The organism is Aliarcobacter cryaerophilus ATCC 43158 (genome assembly GCF_003660105.1).
Taxonomy (GTDB): Bacteria; Campylobacterota; Campylobacteria; order Campylobacterales; family Arcobacteraceae; genus Aliarcobacter; species Aliarcobacter cryaerophilus.
This window is the reverse complement of record NZ_CP032823.1, coordinates 1,338,756-1,363,316: the sequence shown is the minus strand read 5'-3', so window position 1 is coordinate 1,363,316 and position 24,561 is coordinate 1,338,756. Positions and strand designations below refer to the sequence as shown.

The following is a 24,561-nucleotide window of genomic DNA, read 5'->3' as shown; positions in this document are numbered from 1 at the left end:
ATGTCTTCAAAAAAATGCAAATAGATTATAAACTTTTAGAAATTAAACAAAAAACAAAGAAAATCTTATTTTTGCTTTTACTACTTTTTTTTGGAATTTTTATCGTACTCTTCTCTATATATAGAACTATTCATGAAAAAAGAACACTTCCTACTTTAACTGGTGAAAAGAGTGAATTAGCTGTTCGTGGAAATATTATTAGTGAAGATGGCTTTAATTTAGTTAGTTCTAAAAAAATATATAAAGCATCTGTTGATACAAGATATTTAAACCCAGATAAAAAAGAGCTTTTTATGATACTTTTTTCTATTTATAGTGGAATAGATTATAAAACATTGAGTGAAAAATTTAAAGAAGTAGATAAAAATCCTGGACTTTTAGTACTTTCATATAATATAGATTCAAGAGCTGCAAAAAACTTGCGAGAACTTGATATAAAATTAAATCAATTAAATGTTTTTGTACCAAGAAAAGGTGGAAGTTTAAGTTTAATTAGAAGATTAGAAGTTAGTGAAAGTGGAGAAAAAAGAACATTTTCGTATGATGATACTTTAACTCCTGTTTTAGGATATATTAAAAAAATAGAGTCACAAACAGGTAAAACAAAAGTAGATGGTGTAAAAGGGCTAGAAAGGTCTTACGATCAAAAGCTAAATGAGGCAAAAGATGGTATATTAAAGGGTTATAGAGATGTAATATCTTACATATATTTTGATAAAAATTCAATAATGGAACACAGAATAGATGGTTATAGTCTAAATCTAAATATTCCTTTGAAACTTCAAAAAAACAATGAAACAACACTAGATAATCACAAAATAAGAACAAAAGCTGATGAGATTTTACTTACAATCATGGAAAGCCGTACTGGAAAAATAATTTCAATGGCTAGTTCAAATAGATTTAATCCAGAAAATATAAAACAAAGTGATATTCCATATCTAAATGTAAATGCTATTGAGTATCAATTTGAACCAGGTTCTGTTGTGAAACCTTTGTCAATATCTTTGGCATTGGATAAAGGTGTTGTAAGAAAAAATGAGTATTTTTCAGCTTATAACCAAACACAGGCAAAAGGTGCTTATCCTTTTGGAAAATTTACAATAAAAGATGACCATGCATTTCCAAAAGGAAACCTTTCTATGGACGATATTGTAATATTTTCTTCAAATATAGGAACTCTTCAAATTGCACAAAGATTGACAGGTCCAGAGTTTTATGAAGGTATGAAAAAGTTTGGATTTACAAGAAAAACAGGAATAGATTTACCTTATGAAAAAAGAGGTGTTATGCCAAAGCTTTGGCAATTTTCTGTTGGGGACAAACAAAAAAGACCAAATATTTATAAAGCAACAGTATCTTTTGGTCAAGGTATGACTTCAACTTTTATTCAATTAATAAAAGCATATAGTGTATTTAATAATGATGGAGCTATGGTTACTCCACAAATAGTCTCTTATTTAACTAGAAACAATACTAAATATCAATCTCCATTTTTTCACGAACCAGAGCAGGTTATTTCAAAAGAGACAGCAGCTGAGATGAAAAGAATGCTTATAAAAACTGTTCAAGAGGGAACAGGAAGAAGTGCTAGAATAGAGGGACTTGAAATTGGTGGAAAAACAGGAACAGCTCAAATTGCAGGTGGAACTGGGTATTTGAAAAAATATATATCATCTTTTGTTGGTTTTGTAAATGATGATAAAGGAAATTCATATACTATTGGAGTTACAGTAATAAATCCAAATCCAATAAGACCACACTATTATGCAGCACAATCAGCAGTTCCAGTTTTTAAAGAGATTATTCAAAATCTTATAAAACTGAACTACTTATCCCCAAAAGAGGATATAAATTTAGAAAATTAAAAAAAAGGATATTTATGAGTACAAATAGATTTGGAAAAGAGTTAAAAGAGTATAGTTATACAAAAGAGGAACTTGCAAAATTTAATTATGCAAAAATTACTACAAAAAATGGAGAGATTTTAATAAAACTTTTCAATCAAGAGACACCAAATACAGTTGCAAATTTTGTAACTTTGGCAAATGATGGATTTTATGATGGATTAAATTTCCATAGAGTAATCACTGGTTTTATGGCTCAAGGTGGATGTCCTGAAAAATCTGGTATGGGTGGACCTGATTGGGCTATAAAATGTGAGGTTGATGCTCCTAAACAAAATCATAAAAGAGGAAGCCTTTCAATGGCACATGCAGGAAGAGATACAGGAGGTAGTCAATTCTTTATATGTTTTGTACCTTGCCCTCATTTAGATGGTAATCACACTGTTTTTGGTCAAATTGAAGTTATTCAAAATAGTAGTTTCAAAACTTTAGATGCTATAAAACAAGGTGATGAGATAATCAAAATTGAGATTTTAGAAGCTATATAATATATAAAATTTAAAAAAGATGAGTTTTTAAACTCACCTTTTTTTTAATCTTTTATTAGATGTTCATATTTTTTATCTGTTAAAAGTTTCATAAAAGCTACTAAAGCATCAATTTTTCTATCATTTTGAGCATTTGCTTTTAGCTCTTTTAGTGAAATTGTATCTTTAAACTCAGGTTCATCCCAAGGTTTTTTTGTTTCAGGGTTTAGAGTTCTCTCTTTATTATTATATTTATCATAAAATTCAACAATAGTTCTTAAATCTTTAAATACCCCATTATGCATATATGGCGCAGTAACTGCAACATTTCTTAAAGTCGGAGTTTTGTATTTTCCCAAATTTTCATCTTTGATTTTAATATTTGGATTTGCTGCTAAACCTAAATCTTTTTCCTTTATACCATTTTTTGCTCTTAATTCTTTATTTTCAGGAACTCCAATATTGTGAAATTCATAGTTTGTAAATGTTTCACCAGTTTTTCCTTCTCCTTTTAAAACATGACACGAGGCACATGAGTTGTTGTTATTTGAGAAAAATATCGACATTCCTAAATCTTCAAGAGGAGTTAAATCATACTCTCCTTTTAGGTATCTATCATATTTTGAGTCAAATGGTGAAAATTCATCTGTTCTTTCAAAGCTAGCAATTGCTTTTGTCATTGCAAGATATACATTTTCATCATGATTAAAAATATCTTTTCCAAATAGAGATTTAAAACTTTCTACATAAAAACTATTCTCTTTTAATCTATCAACTACATCTTTTTTACTTTCCATTCCCATTTCAATAGGATTTAGTGGTGGACCACCAGCTTGTCCTTCTAAAGAAGATTCTCTTCCATCCCAGAATTGACCACCTGTATATATTTTTTTATTTTCATTAAAATGAAAATCTGGAGAAAATTTTGCATAAGAAGCGGTTGGAGCTTGACGGTCACCTAAAGATTTTAAATCATCACCCAAAGATGCCATTTTTGAAACACCATTATCTCTATCATCTATAAACCCAGCTTCTGGATTGTGACAAGTTGCACAACTTTGAGTTCTATTTTTTGATAAATTAACATCAAAAAAAAGTGCTTTTCCTAAATCCTCTTTTGAAATACTATTTGATAGTAAGTTTATTCCTAAAAATATTGTTATTAAAACTAATTTTTTCATAAAATCCTCCTTTTTTTAATAAATTTATAAATGGTCTAAAATATAAATCTTTTACACTTATATATTCATGCATCTGATTCTTTCTAAGTCCAAATTTTAGAACTTTTACATCTTTTGAAAGAGTTAGTGTTCCAAAAATTCTATCCCAAATAGCTATATATCCACCATAATTTTTATTAAAATGCTTTTTGTCATGATGAATTTGATGCTGTTTTGGAGATAAAAACCATTTTTCTATAAATGAAAAATATGAAAATGGAACATGAGAGTGTCTTAAATTTGAACCAAAAATTGAAGAGATAAACACCAAAGCATTTACTCCAAAAATCATATATATATTTATTTTTGCACCAAATAAATATATAAAAATACCTGTTACAAAACCAACACTTAGTGCATATCTAAGTCCGAAAAGAAAATTTTCAACAAAATGAACTCTATAAAATGTAATAGGAGTTAAAACTTTTGCACTATGATGAACTTTATGAAACTCCCATAAAAATGGAATTGTATGTAAAAATCTATGTAACCAATATCTCGTAAAATCACTAAAAATAAAAATAGCTATTGTATAAAATATTGTAATTTGTAAATATGAAAAAGAGTTAAACTCTATAAATCCAAGATTTTGATGTAAAAATTTATTTGTAAAAAGTGCTACATTTTTTGCACTTAAAATCAAAGGAACAATTAAAAAAATATTTACTAAATTTGCTAAAAAAAAGTAAATATAATCAAGCTTTGCACTAGGATGTAACCATAATTTTGAAGATAGTATAACTCTTGTATTTTTCTTTGAAAAGTAGTAGTAAACAAAAGCCAAAAAAATTGAAGCCAACAAATAGAGCCAATAGACTCTTTTGTTTGGATTTGTTAAAAAATCAAATGCAAAATAGTCCAAGATTTAATCTCCGTCTGCATCTAATATTTCAGCTTTAAGTCCCAATTTATCAATAATTGTAACATAGTATAAATCATGAATTTGTGAAGCTAAATCAAAAAGTTTTTTTGCATTTGTAAAATCATCTTTAGGAAGAGATTTTAGCTCTTTTTTTGCTTCATCTATTTTTGAAATAACAGCTTCTAACTCATTTGTAGCATTTTTATCTTTTGCTAAATTAAGAAGATTTATATAACCTTCATTTGCAATCATCTCTTTTTGTGCATCTAAAATAGAATCTATAGCTTCAAAAGAGTTTTGACTTAAGAAATACTCTGCTCTACTATTTTTTACATCATTTTTATATTTTGTTGAAAAGCCTGCTGGATTTCCAATTCGCCACTCTTTTAATCTATAAGAAGATGCAACAAGCGTATTTATAAGCTTTGCATTGTCATCTTCTTTTATTATTGGATTTTTTAGATAAGTTTCATAAACAGTTTTTATATCTTCAAGATTTTTTATTATAGAGTTTAAAATTTCTTTTGTTATCTCTTTTTTTCTATCATTTAAATCTTGTGAAGAGTAAATTACATATTCCAAAGCATTTATAGTTTTAAATGAGTTTTTAAATAGTGCTTTTTTTACATCTGAATTTCCATCTATAACTCTTTGCATTTGAGAATTTAAATCCTCTTTTAAGTTGTTAAAAACATCAATATATCGCGGAGTATCCAAATAATCACTATTTATTTCTCCAGCAAGATAGTTTGCTTCAACTCTTTTCCAATCTCTTAAAAACTTTGTAAAGTTTTCATTATTTATCTCTTTTTGTAGTTCTTTTGCACTATTTATAGCACTTTGTGTATCTTTTAGTGCTACATTTTTTATAACACTTTTAAAGATTGTTTCATTTGCTAAAACAACTCCTGTTAAAAATAAGAATATTAAAAATATCTTTTTCACTATAACTCCTCTAAAAATTTAATTAGTTTTTCTCTTTGGTTTTTATCTAAATTCATATATGCTTCGCGACTTTGGTTTGCCTCTCCACCATGCCATAAAATAGCTTCTTCAAAACTCCTAGCTCTACCATCATGAAGAAGCCTAGGTCTATTTTTTGTTATTTTTTCATGTAAAGAAATTCCCCAAAGTGGAGCAGTTCTCCACTCTTTCTCATTTGCTTCAAATTCAACTCTTCCATCAGCTAAATCTTCACCCATATCATGAAGTAAAAAGTCTGAAAATGGAGAAACTTCAAAACCTAATTTTGTCTTAAAGCTACTTATATGACACTTTGAACAGCTAAGAGCTTCAAAAATAGCAAATCCTTCTTTATACTCTTTTGTATTTTTATTTGCACTGTAAGTTTTTAGATTTCTTAAATAATAAGTTATTGCTTCTAATCTTTCATCTGGAAGATCTATAATATCTTTTGCTTTTGGAGCTTCTAAACACTCTTTTTGGAAACTTGTGCATTTTTTGTTTGGTTCAATTGTTGTTGTAATTCCAATATCATTTGAAGCTGCAAATGCAACTTGCTCTTTTAGTTTTGCAACACTAGCTTTGTGAGTATATTTTCCAAGTTCATACTTTTTTGAAATTGGTGAATATACAAAATTTGCTTTTCCGCTTATTCCATCACCATTTTTATCATCAATATCTTGGTTTTTTAAAATCTCTTTTTCATATATTAAATCTATCAAAGCCATACCATTTAAACTTTGAGCTAGCCTATATGAAATTACACTATTTTTTTTGAGTTCTCCATAATTTAGATTTTCTAAACTATATTTTGGTTTTTGTAAAATAACAGTTTCCCCATCTGGGAATTTAACCTGAATATCTTCAAAATCTATTTTAATATTTCCTTCAAAAGGAACTCCAAAATTACCATTAATAGCTAACTGTTCTCCATAAACAGACTCTGGAATAAATCCTTTTTTCTTTAAAATATCTTTGTCTTGAAAGCTATCATCTGATTTTATTGACAATCTTGCAATTAAAGCTCTTGAAGTTAAATTATCTTTAGTAAAAAGTTCCCCACGACCATTTTTTGGGTGGCAAGAGATACAACTATTTGCATTAAAAAGTGGTCCTAATCCATCTCGTGCAGTTGTAACACTAGGTGCTTTTACCCAAGGAATATTAAAAAAGCTTCTTCCTAACATAAAAATATCAGTTTGCTCATTATTTAAACCATCTATTGGTTTTAATAATAGTTTACTATTTTTGTCATTTGATATATAGTTATTTTCAAGATTAAATGCAAAAAGCCCTATGCAAAATATTGCAGTAAGGCTTTTTACAAATATAATCTTTTTTATAAGTTTCATTTACAGTTTTGTCTCTTCAGGGTCTGTAACATCATCTGTTGTTAGTTTAATATTATTTGCTTTTGCAACAGTTATCATCTCATCACCTAGTTTTCTTAGTTCGTTTTTAAGTTTTACTAAAACTTTTGCTTGTGGATGTTCTGGTTTTATTTGGTAGTCAAAGTGAGCTTGAGTTTTAGCAATTTTATCTACACTTTCTATTTTTTCTTCAATATCACTCATAAGTTTTAAAACTCTATCTTTATCATCTTTGTTTAATGAGTCAAGTAAAGATTCTCCATATTTTTTACCATTATATGTAGAAGTTAAAATATTTTTAAACCCTTCATAGTTTTTTACTAAATCTCTATGAGTATTATCCGAGAAACAAGAGTGTTCATCTTCTTCGCTAGGAGTTAAAACAGCAACAGCAACTCTTTCATTTGCAAGCTCAGATTTTATAAATACTCCCATTCCAGCAATAATTTGTTGCATTACCTCTTTTTTATCTAAATTTTTATTTTTTTCTTTACCTTTTAATTTTCCTAAAAGAGCCGCTCTATAAAGTCCAGCATTACCTTTAATCTCTTTTTCCCAAGCACTTGTTACAACACTTAAATCTTCAACTAATTTTTGTGTAACAACACTTAAATACTCCAATCTTCTTTTTGCATCTTTGTCTGTTGTAAAGTCCAAAATTGGTCTTAAACCAGCTACCATTGCACCGTTTGTAATTTTATCTTCTAAGAAGTTATTATAATCTTGGTCTTGTCCCCAAAGCAAAAATTCAATAGCATGGTAACCAGTAGAAACATTTGCTTCTCCACCATTTTCATTAAGTTGTGTTAAAGCTTCAACTGTAATTTTTGTAACATCAACTTCTTTTGATTCTTCACCACCTGGGTTAAACTTTCCAACACTGTCAATAATATTTCCAGATGTTCTTTTCCCATCTGCATCAATAGTATAATCAATCATATTTTCATCAAGTGGCCAAGCATTAATTTGTCCCTCTAACGCACCATAAGTTTCTGCTATCCAACCATCTTCAGCATCAATTGGACCATTTGTAAGTCTAAAAATTTCAGTACTTCCATAAGATTCTCTTGATTGTAACCAAGCTTTTTTTGCACTATCAAGATTTTCTTTAGTTGGATTTGCAACAAATTTATCAATAGAAACTTTTAAATTTTTTGCATCTTTTAGTGCATCTGTATAGTTGTCAAATGCTATATTTGAATAGCTTTCAAGAAATGTTAAGTTTTTTGAAATATTAGAAGTTGTCTCATTTTTTGAAGTAACAGCACCCGAACTTATAGCTAAAGCAGCAGCAATTGATAAAGAAACTAAAAGCTTATTTGTAAATCTCATTTTAAAATCCTCGTAATATTAAATTTTTTTAAAATTAAATCTAAAAAAAACTTTGAGTTTACTTAAAATGATAATAATTATCAAGATATTAAAAAAGAGATTTTATTCCTTTTAAAAGCTCAATTTTTTGTGCATCATCCTCTTTTTTTAAATATTTATCTAATTTCTTTTCTAAAATATTTTTTATTAAATCTTGTACATCTACTGTAATTTTAGGATTATTTAAATCATCTTCAAGTTTTACAGAAAATATATTTTTATTTAGATTTACATCTAGTTTTGTGTCTATTGTATTTTTATTAAAATCTATAAAACTATCTTTTGATTTAATATCACTTTTTTTAGATGTTAAATTAAGATTTGAGTATATTTTTTTGTTATCTAATTTACTAGTTATAGTTCCCACTTCAAATATCTCTTTGCTTAAATCTATTTTTGTAATATCTTCTATTTTTTGTATAAAGTTATTTTTTATAAAGTTACCATTTGTAACTTCAATATTTATATTTCCAATTTTTGAGACAATATTGTAATTTGAATCTAATGATAAATTTGAGTTAAAAAATTCATCTTTATTTAAAAGATATAAAAGTTTTAGAGAGTTTGCATTTTTTAACTTTAAATCCAAATTATCATCTAAAAGTACAAAGTTTGCAACACCACCAGCAATATTTGAATTCCCATCTATTTTTAGAGTTTTTTGATTTTTATTTATGTTACCAACTACTTTTAAATCACCATTTAATGCGATATTTATAAACTCTTCAATTTGTCTTAAATTTAAAATATCTAAAAAATAGTTAGAGTTTATATCTTTTGTAACTAAATCAATAATCAAATTTTTCATATCTAAATTTGCTAAATTCGAATTTAGTTTTATATCACTTAAAACTTTTGTATTTTCTAGTTTATTTAAGCTTTTTAAATTATAAGTTATAGTCTGCTTTATAGGGAAATTAAACTCTTTTTGAATAATTTCATTGTTTATTTTTCCATCGTTTATATCAAATGAAAAATCACCATTAAATAAATCACTACTATTTTTTATTAGTTTTGTTTTTAAATTTAGTTTTCCAAAGCTATAAAGAGGTTCATTTAAAAGTGTCAAAAGTTCATCTATATTTGCATTTTTTATATCCAAATCTAAGCTTTTTATATAAGATTTATTTAAATTTATCTCATATTTTGTTGAGCTGTTTGCTACATTTGAAGTTCCTATTATTGTACTTAGTCCATCTTTTGTAATTAAATCACCACTTGCTTGCAAAGAACCTTTTAACTCTTTTTGTACAAGATTATTAAAAATCGATAAATCTTTTATATCTATTTTATAGACAAATTCTCCTTTTAAATCAAATAAAGAGCTAATTTTTCCATCTATTTTTATTTTAGAATTATCATTTATATTTGCAACTAAATTTATCTCATTTGTATTGATTAAAAAAGTATCAAATTTAAGTTTTAAATCGTTTTGTTTTTCATTAAAACTATTTTCAATATATTGAGAAATAATACCGTTTCCACTTTTTGTAAAAAAAAGCATATAAAATATTCCAAAAATAAATAGAACTAAAACGAGTAGTATTAATAGAAATTTTTTCATAAATCACTTCCAAAAGTTTAAATTCCTTTATCTTACTTTTAGTTTACTTAAAATATAATCTCAGCCATCAAAGTACTTTGTAGGGATACGCAAGCCGAACAGACTTTGAAAATATTTATAAGGATTTAAGATGAAAAAAATCGTTCTTTTAGTACTAGCTTTCGCTGGTTTTGCATTTGCTGCAGATGCTGCAGTTGCAAATGAGACTTTAAAAGCATACTCTGTAGTTGCTGCTGGAATTGGACTTGGATTAGCTGCTCTTGGTGGAGCTATTGGTATGGGTAATACTGCTGCTGCAACTATTGCTGGAACTGCTAGAAACCCAGGTCTTGGTGGAAAATTAATGACTACAATGTTTATTGCACTAGCTATGATTGAAGCACAAGTTATTTATGCGCTTGTTATTGCTATGATCGCACTTTATGCAAATCCATTTTTAGGGTAAGCTTTTAAATCTAACCAGATTTAATAAAAACCAAAAGGCTTGAGATTTTTATCTCAAGCCTTTTTTATTTGTAGTAAAAATTATCATCTGGCAATTTCCCACCTATTATTTTATTATCATTTTGGAGTAAGATATTAAAGAAAAACTCTAAATCTTTTTTACTATTTTGAGCATTTATATTTTCAAATTTAATATAATCAATTGAATCAGCTAAACCATTAATTTCTAACATCGGTAGTGCTTTAACTACAAGTTCACTAGCCTCTTTTTGATTTGTTTTATACCATTTTATAGCTTTTTCATACTCTTCTAAGATTTTAGTAATTAACTCCTCTTTTCCTTTTGTTTCTCCAATAATTGCTAATCCTGCTTGTGGAATTTTTGGTTCAACTTCAAATAATCTTCCCCAATCTTTTTGTAAATCAACACTTCTATGTAGATCAGGGGCTATTAATTTAACAGGAAAAGAGCCTGTTTTTCTCAATGCAATAGAAATTGCAGGTTCTGCTAAAAGTGCATGATCTGCTCTTCTTAAAATTAACATTTGCATAGCATCAATAGGTGTTGCAACATAGGTTAATTTATAATCTTTTTTTATGTCAAGATTTGCTTTTTTTATAAGTGCTTGAAAAATAATATCAGGCATATCAGCTCTAAATGGAATAATAATTTCTTTATTTTTAAACTCTTCTATAGTTTTTAAATTTTTGTCTCTACTTACAAGTCCCAAAATTCCCCAAGTTGAAACATTTAATAACTTCAAATCTATCCCTTTGTTGTATAAATTTGCAGCTACATTTGTAGGAAGAGCTATAAAATCAACCTCTTTTTTAAGTATCAATGCTCTTAGCTCATCAGGATTATTCCAAAGTTTAAACTCTATTTTTTTTCCAATATCTTTTAGAACATTTTGTTCTATCATATACAATATTGGGTGTGATACACTAGCTATTGGTCCTGCTATTACTATTGTATTTTCATCTTTTGCAAATAAATTTAGTAAAAGAGAAAATATTAAAAATGTTTTTTTCATAAATAAATCCTTTTTATTTTTTATTATCTTTTAACCTTTTATTCCATCAGCTCTAGTTTGTAGCAGAAATGGAAAAAATATTTTCATATATATAATAAAAGGAATTGCCCAAATAATTGAAGATAGAATATATAAAGCCATACTATATTCAATATAAAATGGTATAAAAGCTCTCATAAAAGTTGCAATAATTATTAACATTAAACCCAAGGTTAAAGCCCAATTTGTGAAAATTTTTCTTCCTGTATGAATCGTTGATACTATAATCATAATTACATAAAAAACCATTCCAAAACTTCCTGTTGTTAAAAAATGTCTAAAGTGGTTTGTGATATTTAATTCAAAAAGGTAGTTAAAACCTAAAAAGAAAAATCCAATAGCAGTTATAGAAATTGTAGAGATTATATACAAAACGAAAGGTTTAAATAAAATATTATTTTCTTTTAAAACAAAATCGTTTAAAAGAGCAAAAGTTGCTGAACCACAAGCAAAACAAATATAAGCTAAAGTTGAATTATTTGGAAAAAAGAATTCAACAAAACCATATAAAAGTAGACAAAAAATAGCAAGATTGTATCTAAAAGATTTTGCTAAAAATATTTCATTTATATTTTCTTGATTTAATAACTCATTTATTGACTCCATACTAACTCTTCTTAAGGCCAATAGAATTAAAACCAAAAATAAAATCATAGATAAAAGAAGAATTCTATATGAATCTATTTTTAAAACTTCTGCTTCGCTTAAAAAAAAGATAGTTTGAATAATAACTATTGAAACCATAGAATATGCAAGAGAAGTATGCCTTTTATTTCTATCACGAAAAGCTGGAATTGCTGCAAGATATGAGATATAAGCTGTTAAACTAATATTTATAAATCCTGTAAAAAATATTCCAAAATAGTCAATAAACCAAAAGCTAAATCTTCCAAAAACCCACCAAACAACTATAAAAGCTAAATGTCTTCTAACTATTGGAACAACTCCAGAAAAAAGCTCAGGTAAGCCTGTTAGGAAAAATGCCACTATCATAGCAGTTCCAACTCCGAAAATCATCTCATAAATGTGCCAATTTAGAGTATTTTCTATTGGAAGATTTATATATCCTGCAAAAACAAAAGCCCATAAAATAATACTTAATACAATATATGGAGCAAGAAGAAGGAAAATAGGGCGAAATCCATATGCCAAATAGATTGGGAAATCACCTTTTGGATAGTTTAAATAGTGAGAATTGCTCATTTTAACTCCAATTCAAAGCTAGAGATAATATCTTTATCTTTTAAAATCTCTGCGGTTTTACTATATACAAATTCATCATCTCTTTTTTTTCTTGCTTCATTTATAGTAAATATTTTTTTGATATGACCAATTGGCTGTGCTTTTAAAACAATTATTTTATCACTTAGTTTTATAGCTTCCATTAAATCATGAGTAATAAAAAGTACACTTAACTTCTTATTTTCTATATTTTCTATCAATAAATTTTGAAGCTCTTTTTTAAGACCTATATCTAAAGCTGAAAATGGTTCATCTAAAAAAAGCAAACTAGGATTTACAACCAAAGCTCTAGCAAATGATACTCTTTGCTTCATTCCACCACTTAAATCTTTTGGAAATTTAGAAAAATCGCTCTCTTTTAAGCCAAATAAAATTGCAATATTTTTTGCTTTTTGTTCTGCTATTTTTGTTTTTTCACCTTTTGCCTTAAGAACTAAAGCAATATTGTCAATCACATTTTTCCAAAGCAAAAGTCGCGGTTCTTGAAAAGCAAAAGTAGATGACAAAAAACTATTTTTTATCTTTCCCGTATCAAGTTTTAAAAGTTTTGAACAAAGGTGAAGTAGGGTAGTTTTTCCTCCACCACTAGGTCCAACTATAGATACTACTTCTCCTTTTTTTAAAGTAAAATTTATATCTTTTAAAATCTCTTTAAAGCCAAAAGAAAAATCAACATTTTCTACAATAAGTTCTTCTACAACTTTTTTGTTAGCTATTTTCTCCATAGTTCAAGCTCCTTTTTGATTGGTTCTAAAACTATATATTCTATCAAAAGAAGTGTTCCTATCATAATAGCAACAATAGCTAAAGCTGTTGATGTTTCAAGCTGACTTCTTGCTATTGCTAAACTTGAACCTAATCCATCACTTGTTGCTAATAGTTCTGCCATTATTACTATTTTCCAAGACATTCCTAATGCACTTATATATGCTGGAAAAATATATGAAAAAATATGAGGAAAATATATATCAAAAAGTTTCATAGAAAATGGTAAATTAAAGCTATCTGCCATCTGCTTTAAATCACCTTCAATAGTTCTAGTTCCTTGTAAAGCACCTACAAAAACAATAGGGAAAGAGGCAATAAATACCGTGAAAATAACTGTTGTATCACCCATACCAAACCAAATCATAGCAAGTACTATCCAAGCAATTGGTGGCATTCCCAAAAGAATTGTAACTATTGGACGGCTCATAATAGATGCAGTTACAAAAAGTCCTGAAAGAAGTCCCAAAATAGAGCCAACCAAAATAGCTAAACCAAAACCACTTAATGCTCTTTTTAGAGTTATTATAATTTCATTTTGCATTGAGCTATCCTGTAATATAGAACTCATTGCTATAAATGTATCTTTTGGGCTAGGAAGAATTAAATCTCCATAAATTTGATGCCCAAAGTCCCATAAAGCAAAAAAGAGAAATATTGAAGCAATAGATGCCCATCCTCCCCAAAGATAAGATGGGAAATCTTTTAAGATTTTAATAAAAAATTTCATTTTCTTTCCATAATTTAAGATAATTAGAATTGTATTATAAAATGATATTAATTATCATTGAGTTTGGTCAAGAAAATAGTAATTTTCTTTAAAATAGCTTAAGTTTTTTTAAATAGAATAGTAATTTATCAAAAATTTATCTACAGTGACACAACATTTACATAATTTTTGGATAAACTTGAAATCAAACTTTCAATTTTAGGAGTATTTATGAAAAGAAGTATATTTGGAATAGCTGCTGCTGCAATACTTGCAACTTCAAGCTTTGGTGCTGATTATGTTATGAAGATTAGCCATGTTGTAAGTTCTAGTACGCCAAAAGGTATGGCTGCTGATTTCTTAGAAAAAAGAATAGAGGAGCTAACTGCTGGAAAAATTGATGTTCAAGTTTTCCCAAACTCACAATTATATGGTGATGCAGATGAGATGAAAGCTTTGGCTATGAACAATGTTCAATTAATTATGCCAAGCTTATCAAAATTCCCATCTATTGTGCCACAAATTCAACTATTTGATTTACCGTTTCTTTTTAGAGACAAAGAACACTTATATAAAGTTATGGATGGAGAAGTTGGAGCAAAACTTAAATCTTATGTAGATGCAAAAAAACAGATGATAGCATTTGATTATTGGGATGCTGGATTTAAACATTTTTCTAGTAGTAAAAAAGCTATTATAAATCCAGAAGATGCAAAAGGTCAAAAATTTAGAATTCAGTCATCAAAAGTTTTAGAAGCTCAGTTTAAAGCTGTTGGTGGAAATCCACAAATTTTACCATTCTCTGAAGTTTATTCAGCACTTCAACAAGGTGTTGTTGATGCAACTGAAAATCCTTTATCAAATTTTTATACAAAAAAATTTAATGAAGTTCAATCTAGTCTTACTTTAAGTAGCCATGGTTATTTAGGTTATTTAGTTGTAATGAATCAACAATTCTGGGATAAATTACCAAAAGATTTACAAGAAAAAGTTTCTATTGCTATGAAAGAAGCAACAGAGTTTGAAAGAAAAGCAACGGCAGAAGATGATGCAAAAATTATGTCTGATCTAAAAAAATATGCGGCTGAGTCAAAAAGACTTGAGATTTTTGAATTAAATGACACACAAAAAGCAAACTGGAGAAAAGTTATGGAAGGTATTTATCCACAATTCTACGATGTGATTGGTGAAGATTTAATCAAAAAAGCTATTGATACAAAATAAGTAAAGCGGAAAAATGAGTAAATTTTTTAAAATTATTGATTTAATAGTTGGTACAATAAATCAAACAATAGCAGTCTATGGAATGGTATTGGGAGTTTTATTGGCATTTATTAATGTAGTTCTAAGATATGTCTTTGATATGAGTCTTCCGTGGGCTGCTGAACTTACAAACTATTTATTTATATGGTCGGCACTTTTTGGTGCTGCCTATGGCTTTAAGCAAGGTGCTCACATCTCTATTACTTTGGTAATAGAGAAGTTTTCACCTTCTGTTATGAAAATGTTTTTGCTTTTTGCAAATTTCCTTTCTATTATTTATCTTCTTATGATTTCATATTTTGGTTATAAACTGATTTTGATGTTGATGGATTTTGGTGAAATTAATGTAGATTTACAAGTTCCCCTTTGGATACCGCAATTAGTTATTCCGATTGCATTTTTTTTAGCTGCATATAGAGTTGCTGAAAAACTTGTAGAACTTTATAGAACTGATGCACAGAATATCAAACTATTTAGTGAACATGAAGCTATAATAGAAGAGATTAAAGGAGAAAATAAATAATGGTTATTGCAACACTTTTTATTTTACTTTTTGGTTTGATGTTAGTAGGAGTTCCTGTAGCTGTTGCTTTAGGAGCTAGTACATTAGTTTCTGCATTTTTATTTACAAACAACGATTTAATGGGTATTTCATCTTATATCTTTGATGGTTTAAATAAATATACGCTTATGGCAATTCCTATGTTCGTTTTAGCTGGTTCTTTACTTTCAAGGGGAAGTGCAGCAACAAGGATTATAAATTTTGCTAAAAGTTTAGTTGGGCATCTTCCAGGTGGTTTGCCAATTGCTGCTATTTTAGCTTCTATTATTTTTGCTGCTATTAGTGGAAGTTCACCTGCTACAGTTGCTGCTATTGGTTCTGTTATGTATGGAGCTATTAAAAGTGCTGGATATAATGAACAATTCGCTATTGGTACAATTACAACTTCTGGAACATTAGGAATTTTAATTCCACCATCTGTTGTATTTATAGTATATGGTGTTAGCGCTGATCAATCTATTGGAAAACTATTTATGGCTGGAGTAATTCCTGGTCTTATGATAGGTGGTATGATGATGTTAGCAACATATATACTAGCGAAAAGAAGTGGATTTAAAGCCGAAAAAATGGCTAGTTTATCTGAAATAACTAAAGCTTTTAAAGATTCTTTTTGGGCTTTATTAATTATTTTTGTAGTTATTGGAGGAATTTACGGTGGTATCTTTACTCCAACAGAAGCTGGAGCAGTTAGTGTTATGTATGCATTTTTTATCTCTTTCTTTGTTTATAAAGATATAAAATTAAAAGATTTATACAAAATTGCACTAGATTCAGCTCAAACAAGCTCAATGATTTTCTTTATCATTGCAAATGCTATGATTTTTGCACACTTCTTAACAGATGAGCAAATTCCTCAACAAATTACTCAAATGATAATAGATGCAAATGTAAGTCCTTTAATGTTCTTATTAATTGTAAATATTTTACTTTTAGTTATGGGACAATTTATGGAACCTAGTTCTGTTGTAATGATTACAGTTCCTCTGCTTCTTCCTATTGGAATGGCTCTTGGAATTGACCCAATTCACTTGGGAGTTATTATGGTTGTAAATATGGAAATAGGGATGCTTACCCCACCTGTTGGACTTAATTTATTTGTTGCAAGTGGAATAACTGGATTATCCATGGGACAAGTTATAAAAGCTTCTATACCTATGACTTTAGTTTTACTTTTTGGATTGGTTTTAATTACTTATATACCAGCTATATCTCTATGGCTTCCAAATTTAATGTTTGGATACTAAAAAGTTTAAACAATATTAAAATAGAAAACTGAAAATAAATTTTTCAGTTTTCTTATAATTTTATTGTAAACCTAGCTCCATCTTCTAAATTTTCTACAAATAATTTACCTTTCATACTTTTTTCTAAAATCATTTTTGACATATAAAGCCCAATTCCCATCCCTTTACTTTGAGGTTTTGTAGTAAAATATGCCTCAAATATTTTATTTATTGGCTCTGTTTTAATTCCACCTGCATTATCAGTTATATACAAATATATATTTTTTTCATCAAACTTTGCTTCAATTTTTATATATGGATTTTTTATATTGTTTTCAACTAAAGCATCTTTTGCATTTTTCAAAATATTTAAGACTACTTGTTGAAGTTCATTTAAATAGTTGTTTAAAACTAAATTTTTATCAATATCACATACTATTTCTATATTATTATTTTTAAACATATTTGAGCTAATTAATAATATATTTTCTATAAGTTCATATAGATAAAATCTCTCTTTCTCTTTTGTTGGTGAAAAGAATCCTCTAAAATCATCAATTGTATGGGACATATATTCTAAAACTTGTGTTGCATCTTCTATTTTCTTTTCCATAATATTAGTATCTAAGCTTTTTGTATCAAATTTCAGTTTTATAAATATTAAAATAGAAGATAACTCTGTTAATGGTTGTCTCCATTGATGGGCAATATTAGAAATCATCTCTTCAAGAGATTTATTCAAAACTTTTAACTCTTTTTCTTTTTCAACAACTTTTTGTTTGTAGTTTTTTAAAATTTTATAAATCTTATTTGAAATAAGAGCTAGTGTAAAAATTGCAATAATTAAAAAAATTAAAAATAGAATAATATTTTGTAATATCTGCTTTCTTATCTCCTCTTTTAGTTCATCTTTTTTTATTTTTAACTCATTTTCAATATCATCAATATAAACTCCAGCTGCAATTATCCAGTTGAAATTTGGGTAATATTTGAAATATGAGAGCTTATATTGAAGATCTTTGCTATCTGGTTTTTTATATGAATATCTTGTATAAGATTCTCCATATTTTTTTATATTCTCTAAAAACTCTTCTCTAAATTTTTTTCCATTTCCATCCTCTTCATTTGTAGAGATATCTTTGCCAAATAGATCAGGTCTATTTGGATTTACCAACATTTTTGCAAAATCATCTCCGCCTTCAAAATTTAGAACTTCATAAACGAATATATAGTTACTACTATTTTCTTCAAATGTAAGATTATTTAAAAAATTAATTGTATATTCTTTTAGATCATCTTGGCTTAAATTTAAGTTTTTAACGTTGTAGTCTAAAATATCCATTACCATCGTTATTTTCATTTTTAAAGCATCTTCTATTTCAATATAATAATCACTCTTATATTTCAAGAGTTGTTTTTCAAAATTATCTTGTGTATTTTTTACATAAAAAAATGATATTGCTAAAATCATAGATGAACTTATTGCAATAAATATAAATAGTATGGTTTTTAATAGATTTTTTTCTATATTATTATTCAAAATCACCTCATTAATTAAACAGTTTGCTATAATATCATATCTTTACTAATATGGATTTTTATAAAATATGAATAATTTACTAAAAAAACTTCGAGCATTTACAATCTTATATGTTGAAGATGATAGAGGAATAAGAGAAAATTTCGAGGAGATTTTAAAGCACTATTTTAAAGAAGTTTTTGTTGCAAAAAATTCTAAAGAGGCATATGAAAAGTATATTTTAGAAAAACCAGATTTATTAATGACTGATATAAAGATGGAAAATGAATCAGGTATTGATTTAATAAAAAAGATTAGAGAAAATGATAAAGATATAAAAGTAGTAATAACTTCTGCATATACAAATTTGGACTATCTTTTAGTGGCAACTGAACTGAACTTAATAAAATATATAGTAAAACCTATCACAAATGCAAAATTAATTGAGGCATTTGAATCTTTTTTAAAATCAAATAACAATCAAAAAATATATATGCTAAAAGATAATTGGTATTTTAATAGTCAAAAATCTATTATCTCAAATGATAATGAAGAGTTTGTTTTAACAAGAAAAGAGATTTTATTTTTGGAGCTTTTAATATCAAAAAAATCAGTTATTTCATATGAGGAGATTTTTAATCATATATGTGATGACAATATTTTAATGAGCCAAAATGCAATGAGACAATTTATAAAAAATCTTAGAAAAAAATTACCTTTGAATTACTTGAAAAATATTCAAGGAGTTGGATATTATATTGAGATTTAGATTTTAATATTTTAAATCTCAATTTCACAAACAACTTGAGCATGATCACTTTGTTTTAGAGTTCCATTTTTATTTTTTTGTAAATGCTCATCAAAAACTTTATGATTTTTTATACTATTTTCTAAATCTTTTGATACGAAAATAAAATCAAGCGTATTTCCGTGCCCTACAAAATAGCTTGTAGGTATTCTTTTGAAACCTTTAAACTCAGGATGTGGGTTATAAACTTTTTTTGGAGCAATATCATAACTATCAAAAAGTATAAAATCATCTTTTTTTAACTCTTTTATATAAAATCTCTTATTTGTCAAAGCATCAATAGTTATTGAAAACTCTCTATCATTTAAGTCACAAAGTAAAATTGAGGGTAACTTATCTTTTTTTATATCGAAGTGAAGTGCTTTTACTTCATTTAATCTTTGTTTAAGTGATAGTGAATAGTTGTTTTTTAGAGCAATGTCAAGTTTTAATTTTTTTTCTTCAAGTGTTGAATCTTTTGTGAATTTATACTCAAACTCATTTAATCTATTTGATTTTAAGTGAGCTACATATACATTTATCTCTAAATCATTTTTTAAAGATAGTGTTGCTTTTATAGGTTCTCTAGCAAAAGTAAAATTATCACTTTTTGAAACTTTTTTAATCTCTTTTATTGGAAATTTACTTGCTAAGGCTACTGTTGTTGTTTTATAAACATTATTTTTTTCATCTAATTTTGGTTTATTTGATACAACAAACTCTTTAAATCCACACTCAAAAACTAACTCTTTTAACTCTTCTTGTGAAAAAACTTCTTGAAAGCCTACAATATCACAATCTATTTTTAATAATTGCCCTTTTATCCAAATTTTTTTCTCTTCCCAATCTTCTTTTGTAAACTTCTCTTTTTTTGTGTAAAATGAAAACTCAGGTGAACAAAACTGAAAAAGGTTAAAAGTAGCAATTTTTATTATCATTTATTGTATAACCACACAGTTTCTTCCGTTTTTTTTAGCTTCGTAAAGATTATCATCAGCTACTTTAAATAGTTCATCAATATTTTTTAACTCATCAGCTTGTTTAAAATTAACACCTATAGAAGTTGTTACATATTTTGATACTTTATTTCCTGAATGTTCAATTTTAAGATTTTCAATATCATTTTTTATAGCTTCCGCAAATTCAGAAATTCTATTTTTTTCTAAGTTTACAAGTATTGCAAACTCTTCACCACCAATTCTAAAAGCAAAGTCACTAGCTCTGTTTGTTCTATTTTTTAATACTTTTGAAATTTCTTGTAAAACAAAATCACCTTTTTGATGCCCATAAGTGTCATTATATTGTTTAAAAAAATCAATATCTAAAACCATTAAACAAAGATGTTTATTCTCCCTTTTTGCTCTATTTATCTCTTCTTCAATTTTTGAATTAAAAAATCTTCTATTATAAAGTTGAGTTAATTCATCAGTAATTGATAGATTTTGAAGCTCTTTTTCGAGATTGTTTTTATTTTCCAAAGTTTCATTTAAATTATTTGCAAGAATTACAAATTCTGTATAAGTTAATTTTTCTGTATCTATTTTTTTATTATCTAAAGATGCTTTTGAAAAAGCTTTTACTAAATTATTTATATTAATATTTATAAAATCTCCTATTTTTTTTGATATAAAATATATACCAATTAAAATAAGTAGAAATACAATTATCATTGAAGTAATTTGATTTCTGATATTTTGATAAAAAATTTCTTCTTTCTTTTTTAATTCATCATTAATTTCATCCAAATAAACTCCACAACCAATAATCCAATTATACTTTTCATATTTTTTTACAAAAGAAATTTTATCAAACTCTTCATTGCTATTTGGTTTTTTAAACTTATATTCAAAAAAATCACCATTAGGATTTTTTGCAGTTTCAAGTTGTTGATTAAATAGTTCAGGAAATGGATGAGGCTTTGGCTCAACTCTTTTTCCTTCAAAAATTAAAGTATATCCATCTGTAGTATTTAAAAAAGAGTAATTACTGTTTTCATATTTTAGAGTATTTAACCAATCTAGTATCTCTTGTTGATTCTTTTTGATTAGTTCATCTATATACTCGCCTGTTCCAATATGCCAATCAAAAGGTTCAAAAAGTTTTATATATGATATTTTAGAATATTGAAGATTATCATTTGAGTTTGGTTTTGTAAAGCTATTTGTCGTAAATCCCTCTTTTTCCTCTTTTGCTATGTTTGCTTGAATTTGTATGATAGGTTTATTATTTGAATCTTTTAAATCCCAAATATCTACATATTTATCAAGAGTTATTTTATTAGCAAATAATATACCTTGACCTTTGTTACTATTTATAAAAAAATAGTTGTTGTGGTCTTTAAATTTAAAATTATTTAAAGATTGTGCAATTAAATATTTTATTTCATCTTCAGTTTTTGTTTTTTTATTACTTTTATAAATATCCATAGCTAAGGCATAAGCTTGATTTACTCTATCTTTTAATCTATCTTCTACAGTTTTTCTTAATAACTCTTCTTTATATTGTAAAAGTCCATAAATCATTAAAACTTCATTTCTAACTTCTCTTTTTTTCTGTTCAGTAAACTCGAATTTATATTGATTTAGATCATTTTCTAAATTATTAAATTGAAAAAAAATAGATACCAAAAATACTAATAAAATTGAAAAAAAAGCAACTAAAAATATAAGTTGTGTAATAAATTTTGATAAGTTCAATTTTAACCTTTTCGTTTATTAAGTAATTGAATTTTATCATAATATACATTATTATTTGTTTTATATTAAGTTTGCGTTAATTTAAAATTTAAATATTGTTAAACTACTTATGTAATAATTTCATATATCAAAAAAAAGGATAGAAAATGAAAAAAATTGTTTCAAGTTTAGCATTAGCTTCAATATTAGTAAGTGGTTTGTACGCACAACAAGGTGGAGCAAATTCTGATTTTAGAAAAGATGCTCAAAATTGTCCTATGAATCAAAAAGATGGTAAAAAAATGTCAAAACAAAATTATGGTATTTTAGGAATGTTTTATGAGCTAAATTTAACAGCAGATCAAAAATCAAAAATAGATAAAATAATTAGTGAAAGCAACAAAAACCAAGAGCTTCCTTGTGATGCATTTACTAAGGATAGTTTCGATAAAGATAAATTTAGTAAAATAATGAAAGATAAAAGAGAGAAAAATCAAGAGTTACATGCAGATTTAATTGATAAAGCTTATAAAGTTTTAGATTCAAAACAAAAAGAGCAATTAAGAACTTTACTTGATTTAAGAAAAGAAAAGATGAAACAAAGATTTGAAGACTAAAAATTAAAAAAAGAAAAGAAGGATTACCTTTGATAAAAATTGCAATGATAGAAGATGATTTAGAATTAGCAGAGGTTTTATCTTTGTATTTAAAGCAGTTTAATATTGAAGTAGTAAATTTTGAAGAGCCATTTTTGGCTCTTTCTAGTTTAAAACTACAAAAGTTTGATTTACTAATTTTAGATTTGACTCTTCCTGGAATGGATGGATTAGATGTTTGTAAAAGAGTTGTAGACGAGTTTCATATTCCAATAATAATTTCAAGTGCAAGAAGTGATATAAGTGATAAAGTAACGGCTTTAAAACTTGGTGCTGATGATTATTTACCAAAGCCTTATGACCCAAGAGAGTTAGAAGTAAGAATAAGAACAATTTTACGAAGATTTAATAAATCAATAGAAAAAGAGGAGTTAAATATTAAAAAAACTTTTGTGTTAGATGAAGAAAAAAAAGATATTAGTAAAGATGGATTTTCTATAAAATTAACGGCTGCAGAGTTTGAGATTTTAAGTTTATTTATAAAAAGAGAAGGATTTATTGTTAGTAGAGATGATATTTTTGAAAACTCTGATATTTTAAATAGTGATTATGAAAGTAGTGGTTCACTTGCAGTTATAATAAATAGAATAAGACATAAAATAGAAGATAATCAAAAAGAGCCAAAATATCTTCAAACAATTAGAGGAATGGGATATAAATTTGTACAATGAATAAAAATTCAATAATATTTTCCACAACACTAAACTTTCTTATAACATCTGTTTTATTGATAATCTCTTTTATATTTTTATTAAGCCATGAAAACTTCAAAAAAAATGAACAAATCTTTGAAAAATATAAGCCAATAATAAAAATGGTAAGTGGTAAGAAATTTTATTTTGATAAAGATTTACATAAAAACTTATTAGACATTAATTATCAAATATTTGATTATAAAGAAGAAATAAAAAATATTCTAAGTAATAATAAAAAAATGATTTTTGCAAGATCAAATAAACATAATGAAACTTTAAAAATATTTGAAATAGATGGAAAAATTTATCTTTTTTTTGAAAAATTAGATAATCAAATTTTAATAAAAGATTTAGAAAGCAAGAATTTTACAAATAGTTTTTATACTATTTTTGTATTTGTTTCTCTTTTAATTGTAATTACAATTTTGTATATAAATACTCTAAAAAAATTACTTCCACTAAAAGAGTTAAAAGATAAAGTTATAAATTTAGGTGATGAAAAGTTTGATTTTGACTTATTAAATAGTAGAAGCAAAGATGAAGTTACACTTTTAGCAAATGAGTTTAAAAAGAGTGCAATAAAACTTAAAAATATAAAAGAGTCAAGAAATATTTTTATAAGAAATATTATGCATGAACTTAAAACTCCAATTACAAAAGGAAAATTTCTTTTACAACTTGAACAAAATGATGAAAATATTCAAAAACTAAAGATGGTTTTTAATCGTTTAGAAAGCTTAATAAATGAATTTGCAACAATCGAAGAACTTATTTCACAAAATAGAGTTTTAGAAAAAAAGAGTTATTTCTTAGAAGATTTATTGGATGAAGCAAAAGATATTTTGATGATAGATGATAATTGTGTTCAAAATTCTTACGAAAATATAAAATTAAATGTAAATTTTAAACTATTTTCAATAGCTATAAAAAACTTAATTGATAATGCAATAAAATATTCAAATGATAAAAAAGTTGAAATTTTAACACAAAATGAAGATATATTATTTGTAAATAGTGGAAAAAAACTAGAAGGAGATTTTGAAAAATATCTTGAACCTTTTTATAGTAAATCCTCAAATGAGTCTTTTGGTTTAGGTCTTTATATTGTTTTTAATATTTTAAAGGCAAATGGATATAATTTGCTTTATAAATATGAAGATAGTAAAAATATTTTTACTATCAAAAAAGGATAAATAATTTTTGATATAGCTATTATTGGAGCAG

At 26.4% G+C, this 24,561-nt stretch carries 23 protein-coding genes; 10 read left to right on the top strand and 13 right to left on the bottom strand.

The genetic code is table 11. From position 1 onward, the window contains the following. Nucleotides 1-14 precede the first annotated feature (14 nt). The gene (locus ACRYA_RS06790) at nucleotides 15-1,868 is read left to right on the top strand and encodes a peptidoglycan D,D-transpeptidase FtsI family protein (protein ID WP_105917940.1); all 1,854 of its coding nucleotides are present in this window, start codon (nucleotides 15-17) and stop codon (nucleotides 1,866-1,868) included. Between the two features lie 14 nt (nucleotides 1,869-1,882). Next, nucleotides 1,883-2,395, top strand: a complete 513-nt coding sequence (locus ACRYA_RS06785) for a peptidylprolyl isomerase (RefSeq protein ID WP_105917941.1) — start codon at nucleotides 1,883-1,885, stop codon at nucleotides 2,393-2,395. Nucleotides 2,396-2,439: 44 nt separating this feature from the next. On the opposite strand, the gene ACRYA_RS06780 is transcribed toward ACRYA_RS06785, so the two are convergent. The 6 genes from ACRYA_RS06780 to ACRYA_RS06755 form a co-directional block, all read right to left on the bottom strand. After that, complete coding sequence (locus ACRYA_RS06780) at nucleotides 2,440-3,555, bottom strand: cytochrome-c peroxidase (protein WP_105917942.1); 1,116 nt, start codon at nucleotides 3,553-3,555, stop codon at nucleotides 2,440-2,442. Further along, complete coding sequence (locus tag ACRYA_RS06775) at nucleotides 3,500-4,456, bottom strand: sterol desaturase family protein (RefSeq protein WP_228199733.1); 957 nt, start codon at nucleotides 4,454-4,456, stop codon at nucleotides 3,500-3,502. Before ACRYA_RS06775 ends, ACRYA_RS06780 begins: the two co-directional genes overlap by 56 nt. Before the next feature lie 3 nt (nucleotides 4,457-4,459). After that, a complete protein-coding gene (locus ACRYA_RS06770; RefSeq protein ID WP_165786104.1) occupies nucleotides 4,460-5,401 on the bottom strand; it encodes an imelysin family protein in 942 nt (313 codons plus the stop codon). Next, the gene (locus ACRYA_RS06765; RefSeq protein WP_228199732.1) at nucleotides 5,401-6,771 is read right to left on the bottom strand and encodes a di-heme oxidoredictase family protein; all 1,371 of its coding nucleotides are present in this window, start codon (nucleotides 6,769-6,771) and stop codon (nucleotides 5,401-5,403) included. Before ACRYA_RS06765 ends, ACRYA_RS06770 begins: the two co-directional genes overlap by 1 nt. Further along, nucleotides 6,772-8,121, bottom strand: coding sequence for an imelysin family protein (locus tag ACRYA_RS06760; RefSeq protein WP_105917945.1), 1,350 nt, complete (start codon nucleotides 8,119-8,121; stop codon nucleotides 6,772-6,774). An 88-nt stretch (nucleotides 8,122-8,209) separates the two neighbouring features. Further along, on the bottom strand, nucleotides 8,210-9,724 hold the full coding sequence (locus ACRYA_RS06755) for a hypothetical protein (protein ID WP_121443294.1): 1,515 nt from the start codon (nucleotides 9,722-9,724) through the stop codon (nucleotides 8,210-8,212). 130 nt (nucleotides 9,725-9,854) lie between these two features. On the opposite strand from ACRYA_RS06755, the gene ACRYA_RS06750 reads away from it, so the two are divergent. Continuing rightward, a complete protein-coding gene (locus ACRYA_RS06750) occupies nucleotides 9,855-10,169 on the top strand; it encodes a F0F1 ATP synthase subunit C (protein ID WP_066156262.1) in 315 nt (104 codons plus the stop codon). Between the two features lie 64 nt (nucleotides 10,170-10,233). Here the strand turns inward: ACRYA_RS06750 and ACRYA_RS06745 are convergent, their stop codons facing one another. The 4 genes from ACRYA_RS06745 to ACRYA_RS06730 are packed head-to-tail and all read right to left on the bottom strand — an operon-like array spanning nucleotide 10,234 to nucleotide 13,978. Then, nucleotides 10,234-11,202 (bottom strand): ABC transporter substrate-binding protein, encoded by a 969-nt coding sequence (locus ACRYA_RS06745; protein ID WP_105918136.1) that lies wholly within the window; start codon nucleotides 11,200-11,202, stop codon nucleotides 10,234-10,236. A gap of 30 nt (nucleotides 11,203-11,232) precedes the next feature. Continuing rightward, nucleotides 11,233-12,444, bottom strand: coding sequence for an NnrS family protein (locus ACRYA_RS06740; protein ID WP_105918137.1), 1,212 nt, complete (start codon nucleotides 12,442-12,444; stop codon nucleotides 11,233-11,235). Further along, nucleotides 12,441-13,208: an ABC transporter ATP-binding protein gene (locus ACRYA_RS06735; protein ID WP_105918138.1), complete on the bottom strand. Its 768-nt coding sequence runs from the start codon at nucleotides 13,206-13,208 to the stop codon at nucleotides 12,441-12,443. The genes ACRYA_RS06740 and ACRYA_RS06735 overlap by 4 nt, the downstream gene beginning before the upstream one ends. Further along, on the bottom strand, nucleotides 13,196-13,978 hold the full coding sequence (locus ACRYA_RS06730) for an ABC transporter permease (protein WP_105918139.1): 783 nt from the start codon (nucleotides 13,976-13,978) through the stop codon (nucleotides 13,196-13,198). Before ACRYA_RS06730 ends, ACRYA_RS06735 begins: the two co-directional genes overlap by 13 nt. A 210-nt stretch (nucleotides 13,979-14,188) precedes the next feature. Between ACRYA_RS06730 and ACRYA_RS06725 the strand changes: the two genes are divergently transcribed. The 3 genes from ACRYA_RS06725 to ACRYA_RS06715 are packed head-to-tail and all read left to right on the top strand — an operon-like array spanning nucleotide 14,189 to nucleotide 17,026. After that, the gene (locus ACRYA_RS06725) at nucleotides 14,189-15,181 is read left to right on the top strand and encodes a DctP family TRAP transporter solute-binding subunit (protein ID WP_105918140.1); all 993 of its coding nucleotides are present in this window, start codon (nucleotides 14,189-14,191) and stop codon (nucleotides 15,179-15,181) included. A 13-nt stretch (nucleotides 15,182-15,194) separates the two neighbouring features. Next, nucleotides 15,195-15,743, top strand: coding sequence for a TRAP transporter small permease (locus ACRYA_RS06720; RefSeq protein WP_105918141.1), 549 nt, complete (start codon nucleotides 15,195-15,197; stop codon nucleotides 15,741-15,743). Beyond that, nucleotides 15,743-17,026, top strand: a complete 1,284-nt coding sequence (locus tag ACRYA_RS06715) for a TRAP transporter large permease (protein ID WP_105918142.1) — start codon at nucleotides 15,743-15,745, stop codon at nucleotides 17,024-17,026. The genes ACRYA_RS06720 and ACRYA_RS06715 overlap by 1 nt, the downstream gene beginning before the upstream one ends. A gap of 52 nt (nucleotides 17,027-17,078) precedes the next feature. On the opposite strand, the gene ACRYA_RS06710 is transcribed toward ACRYA_RS06715, so the two are convergent. Further along, nucleotides 17,079-18,545 carry a cache domain-containing protein gene (locus ACRYA_RS06710; protein WP_105918143.1) on the bottom strand — a complete coding sequence of 489 codons (1,467 nt, stop codon included), beginning with the start codon at nucleotides 18,543-18,545 and terminating at the stop codon, nucleotides 17,079-17,081. A gap of 67 nt (nucleotides 18,546-18,612) precedes the next feature. Here ACRYA_RS06710 and ACRYA_RS06705 point away from each other — a divergent pair, with 67 nt between their 5' ends. Next, on the top strand, nucleotides 18,613-19,293 hold the full coding sequence (locus ACRYA_RS06705; RefSeq protein WP_105918144.1) for a response regulator transcription factor: 681 nt from the start codon (nucleotides 18,613-18,615) through the stop codon (nucleotides 19,291-19,293). Nucleotides 19,294-19,304: 11 nt separating this feature from the next. Here ACRYA_RS06705 and ACRYA_RS06700 read toward each other — a convergent pair whose 3' ends face one another. Both ACRYA_RS06700 and ACRYA_RS06695 read right to left on the bottom strand, forming a co-directional pair. Continuing rightward, entirely contained in the window at nucleotides 19,305-20,249 is a 945-nt protein-coding gene (locus ACRYA_RS06700; protein ID WP_105918145.1) for an endonuclease/exonuclease/phosphatase family protein, read from the bottom strand. Next, nucleotides 20,250-22,007: a sensor domain-containing diguanylate cyclase gene (locus ACRYA_RS06695; protein WP_121443293.1), complete on the bottom strand. Its 1,758-nt coding sequence runs from the start codon at nucleotides 22,005-22,007 to the stop codon at nucleotides 20,250-20,252. Nucleotides 22,008-22,153: 146 nt separating this feature from the next. Here ACRYA_RS06695 and ACRYA_RS06690 point away from each other — a divergent pair, with 146 nt between their 5' ends. Genes ACRYA_RS06690 through ACRYA_RS06680 form a run of 3 tightly spaced genes read left to right on the top strand, consistent with a single transcriptional unit; the run spans nucleotide 22,154 to nucleotide 24,530 of the window. Further along, entirely contained in the window at nucleotides 22,154-22,603 is a 450-nt protein-coding gene (locus ACRYA_RS06690) for a Spy/CpxP family protein refolding chaperone (RefSeq protein WP_105918275.1), read from the top strand. 29 nt (nucleotides 22,604-22,632) lie between these two features. Then, nucleotides 22,633-23,313 (top strand): response regulator transcription factor, encoded by a 681-nt coding sequence (locus ACRYA_RS06685; RefSeq protein ID WP_105918274.1) that lies wholly within the window; start codon nucleotides 22,633-22,635, stop codon nucleotides 23,311-23,313. Then, nucleotides 23,310-24,530, top strand: a complete 1,221-nt coding sequence (locus tag ACRYA_RS06680) for an ArsS family sensor histidine kinase (protein ID WP_105918273.1) — start codon at nucleotides 23,310-23,312, stop codon at nucleotides 24,528-24,530. Before ACRYA_RS06685 ends, ACRYA_RS06680 begins: the two co-directional genes overlap by 4 nt. The last annotated feature ends 31 nt before the right edge of the window (nucleotides 24,531-24,561 follow it).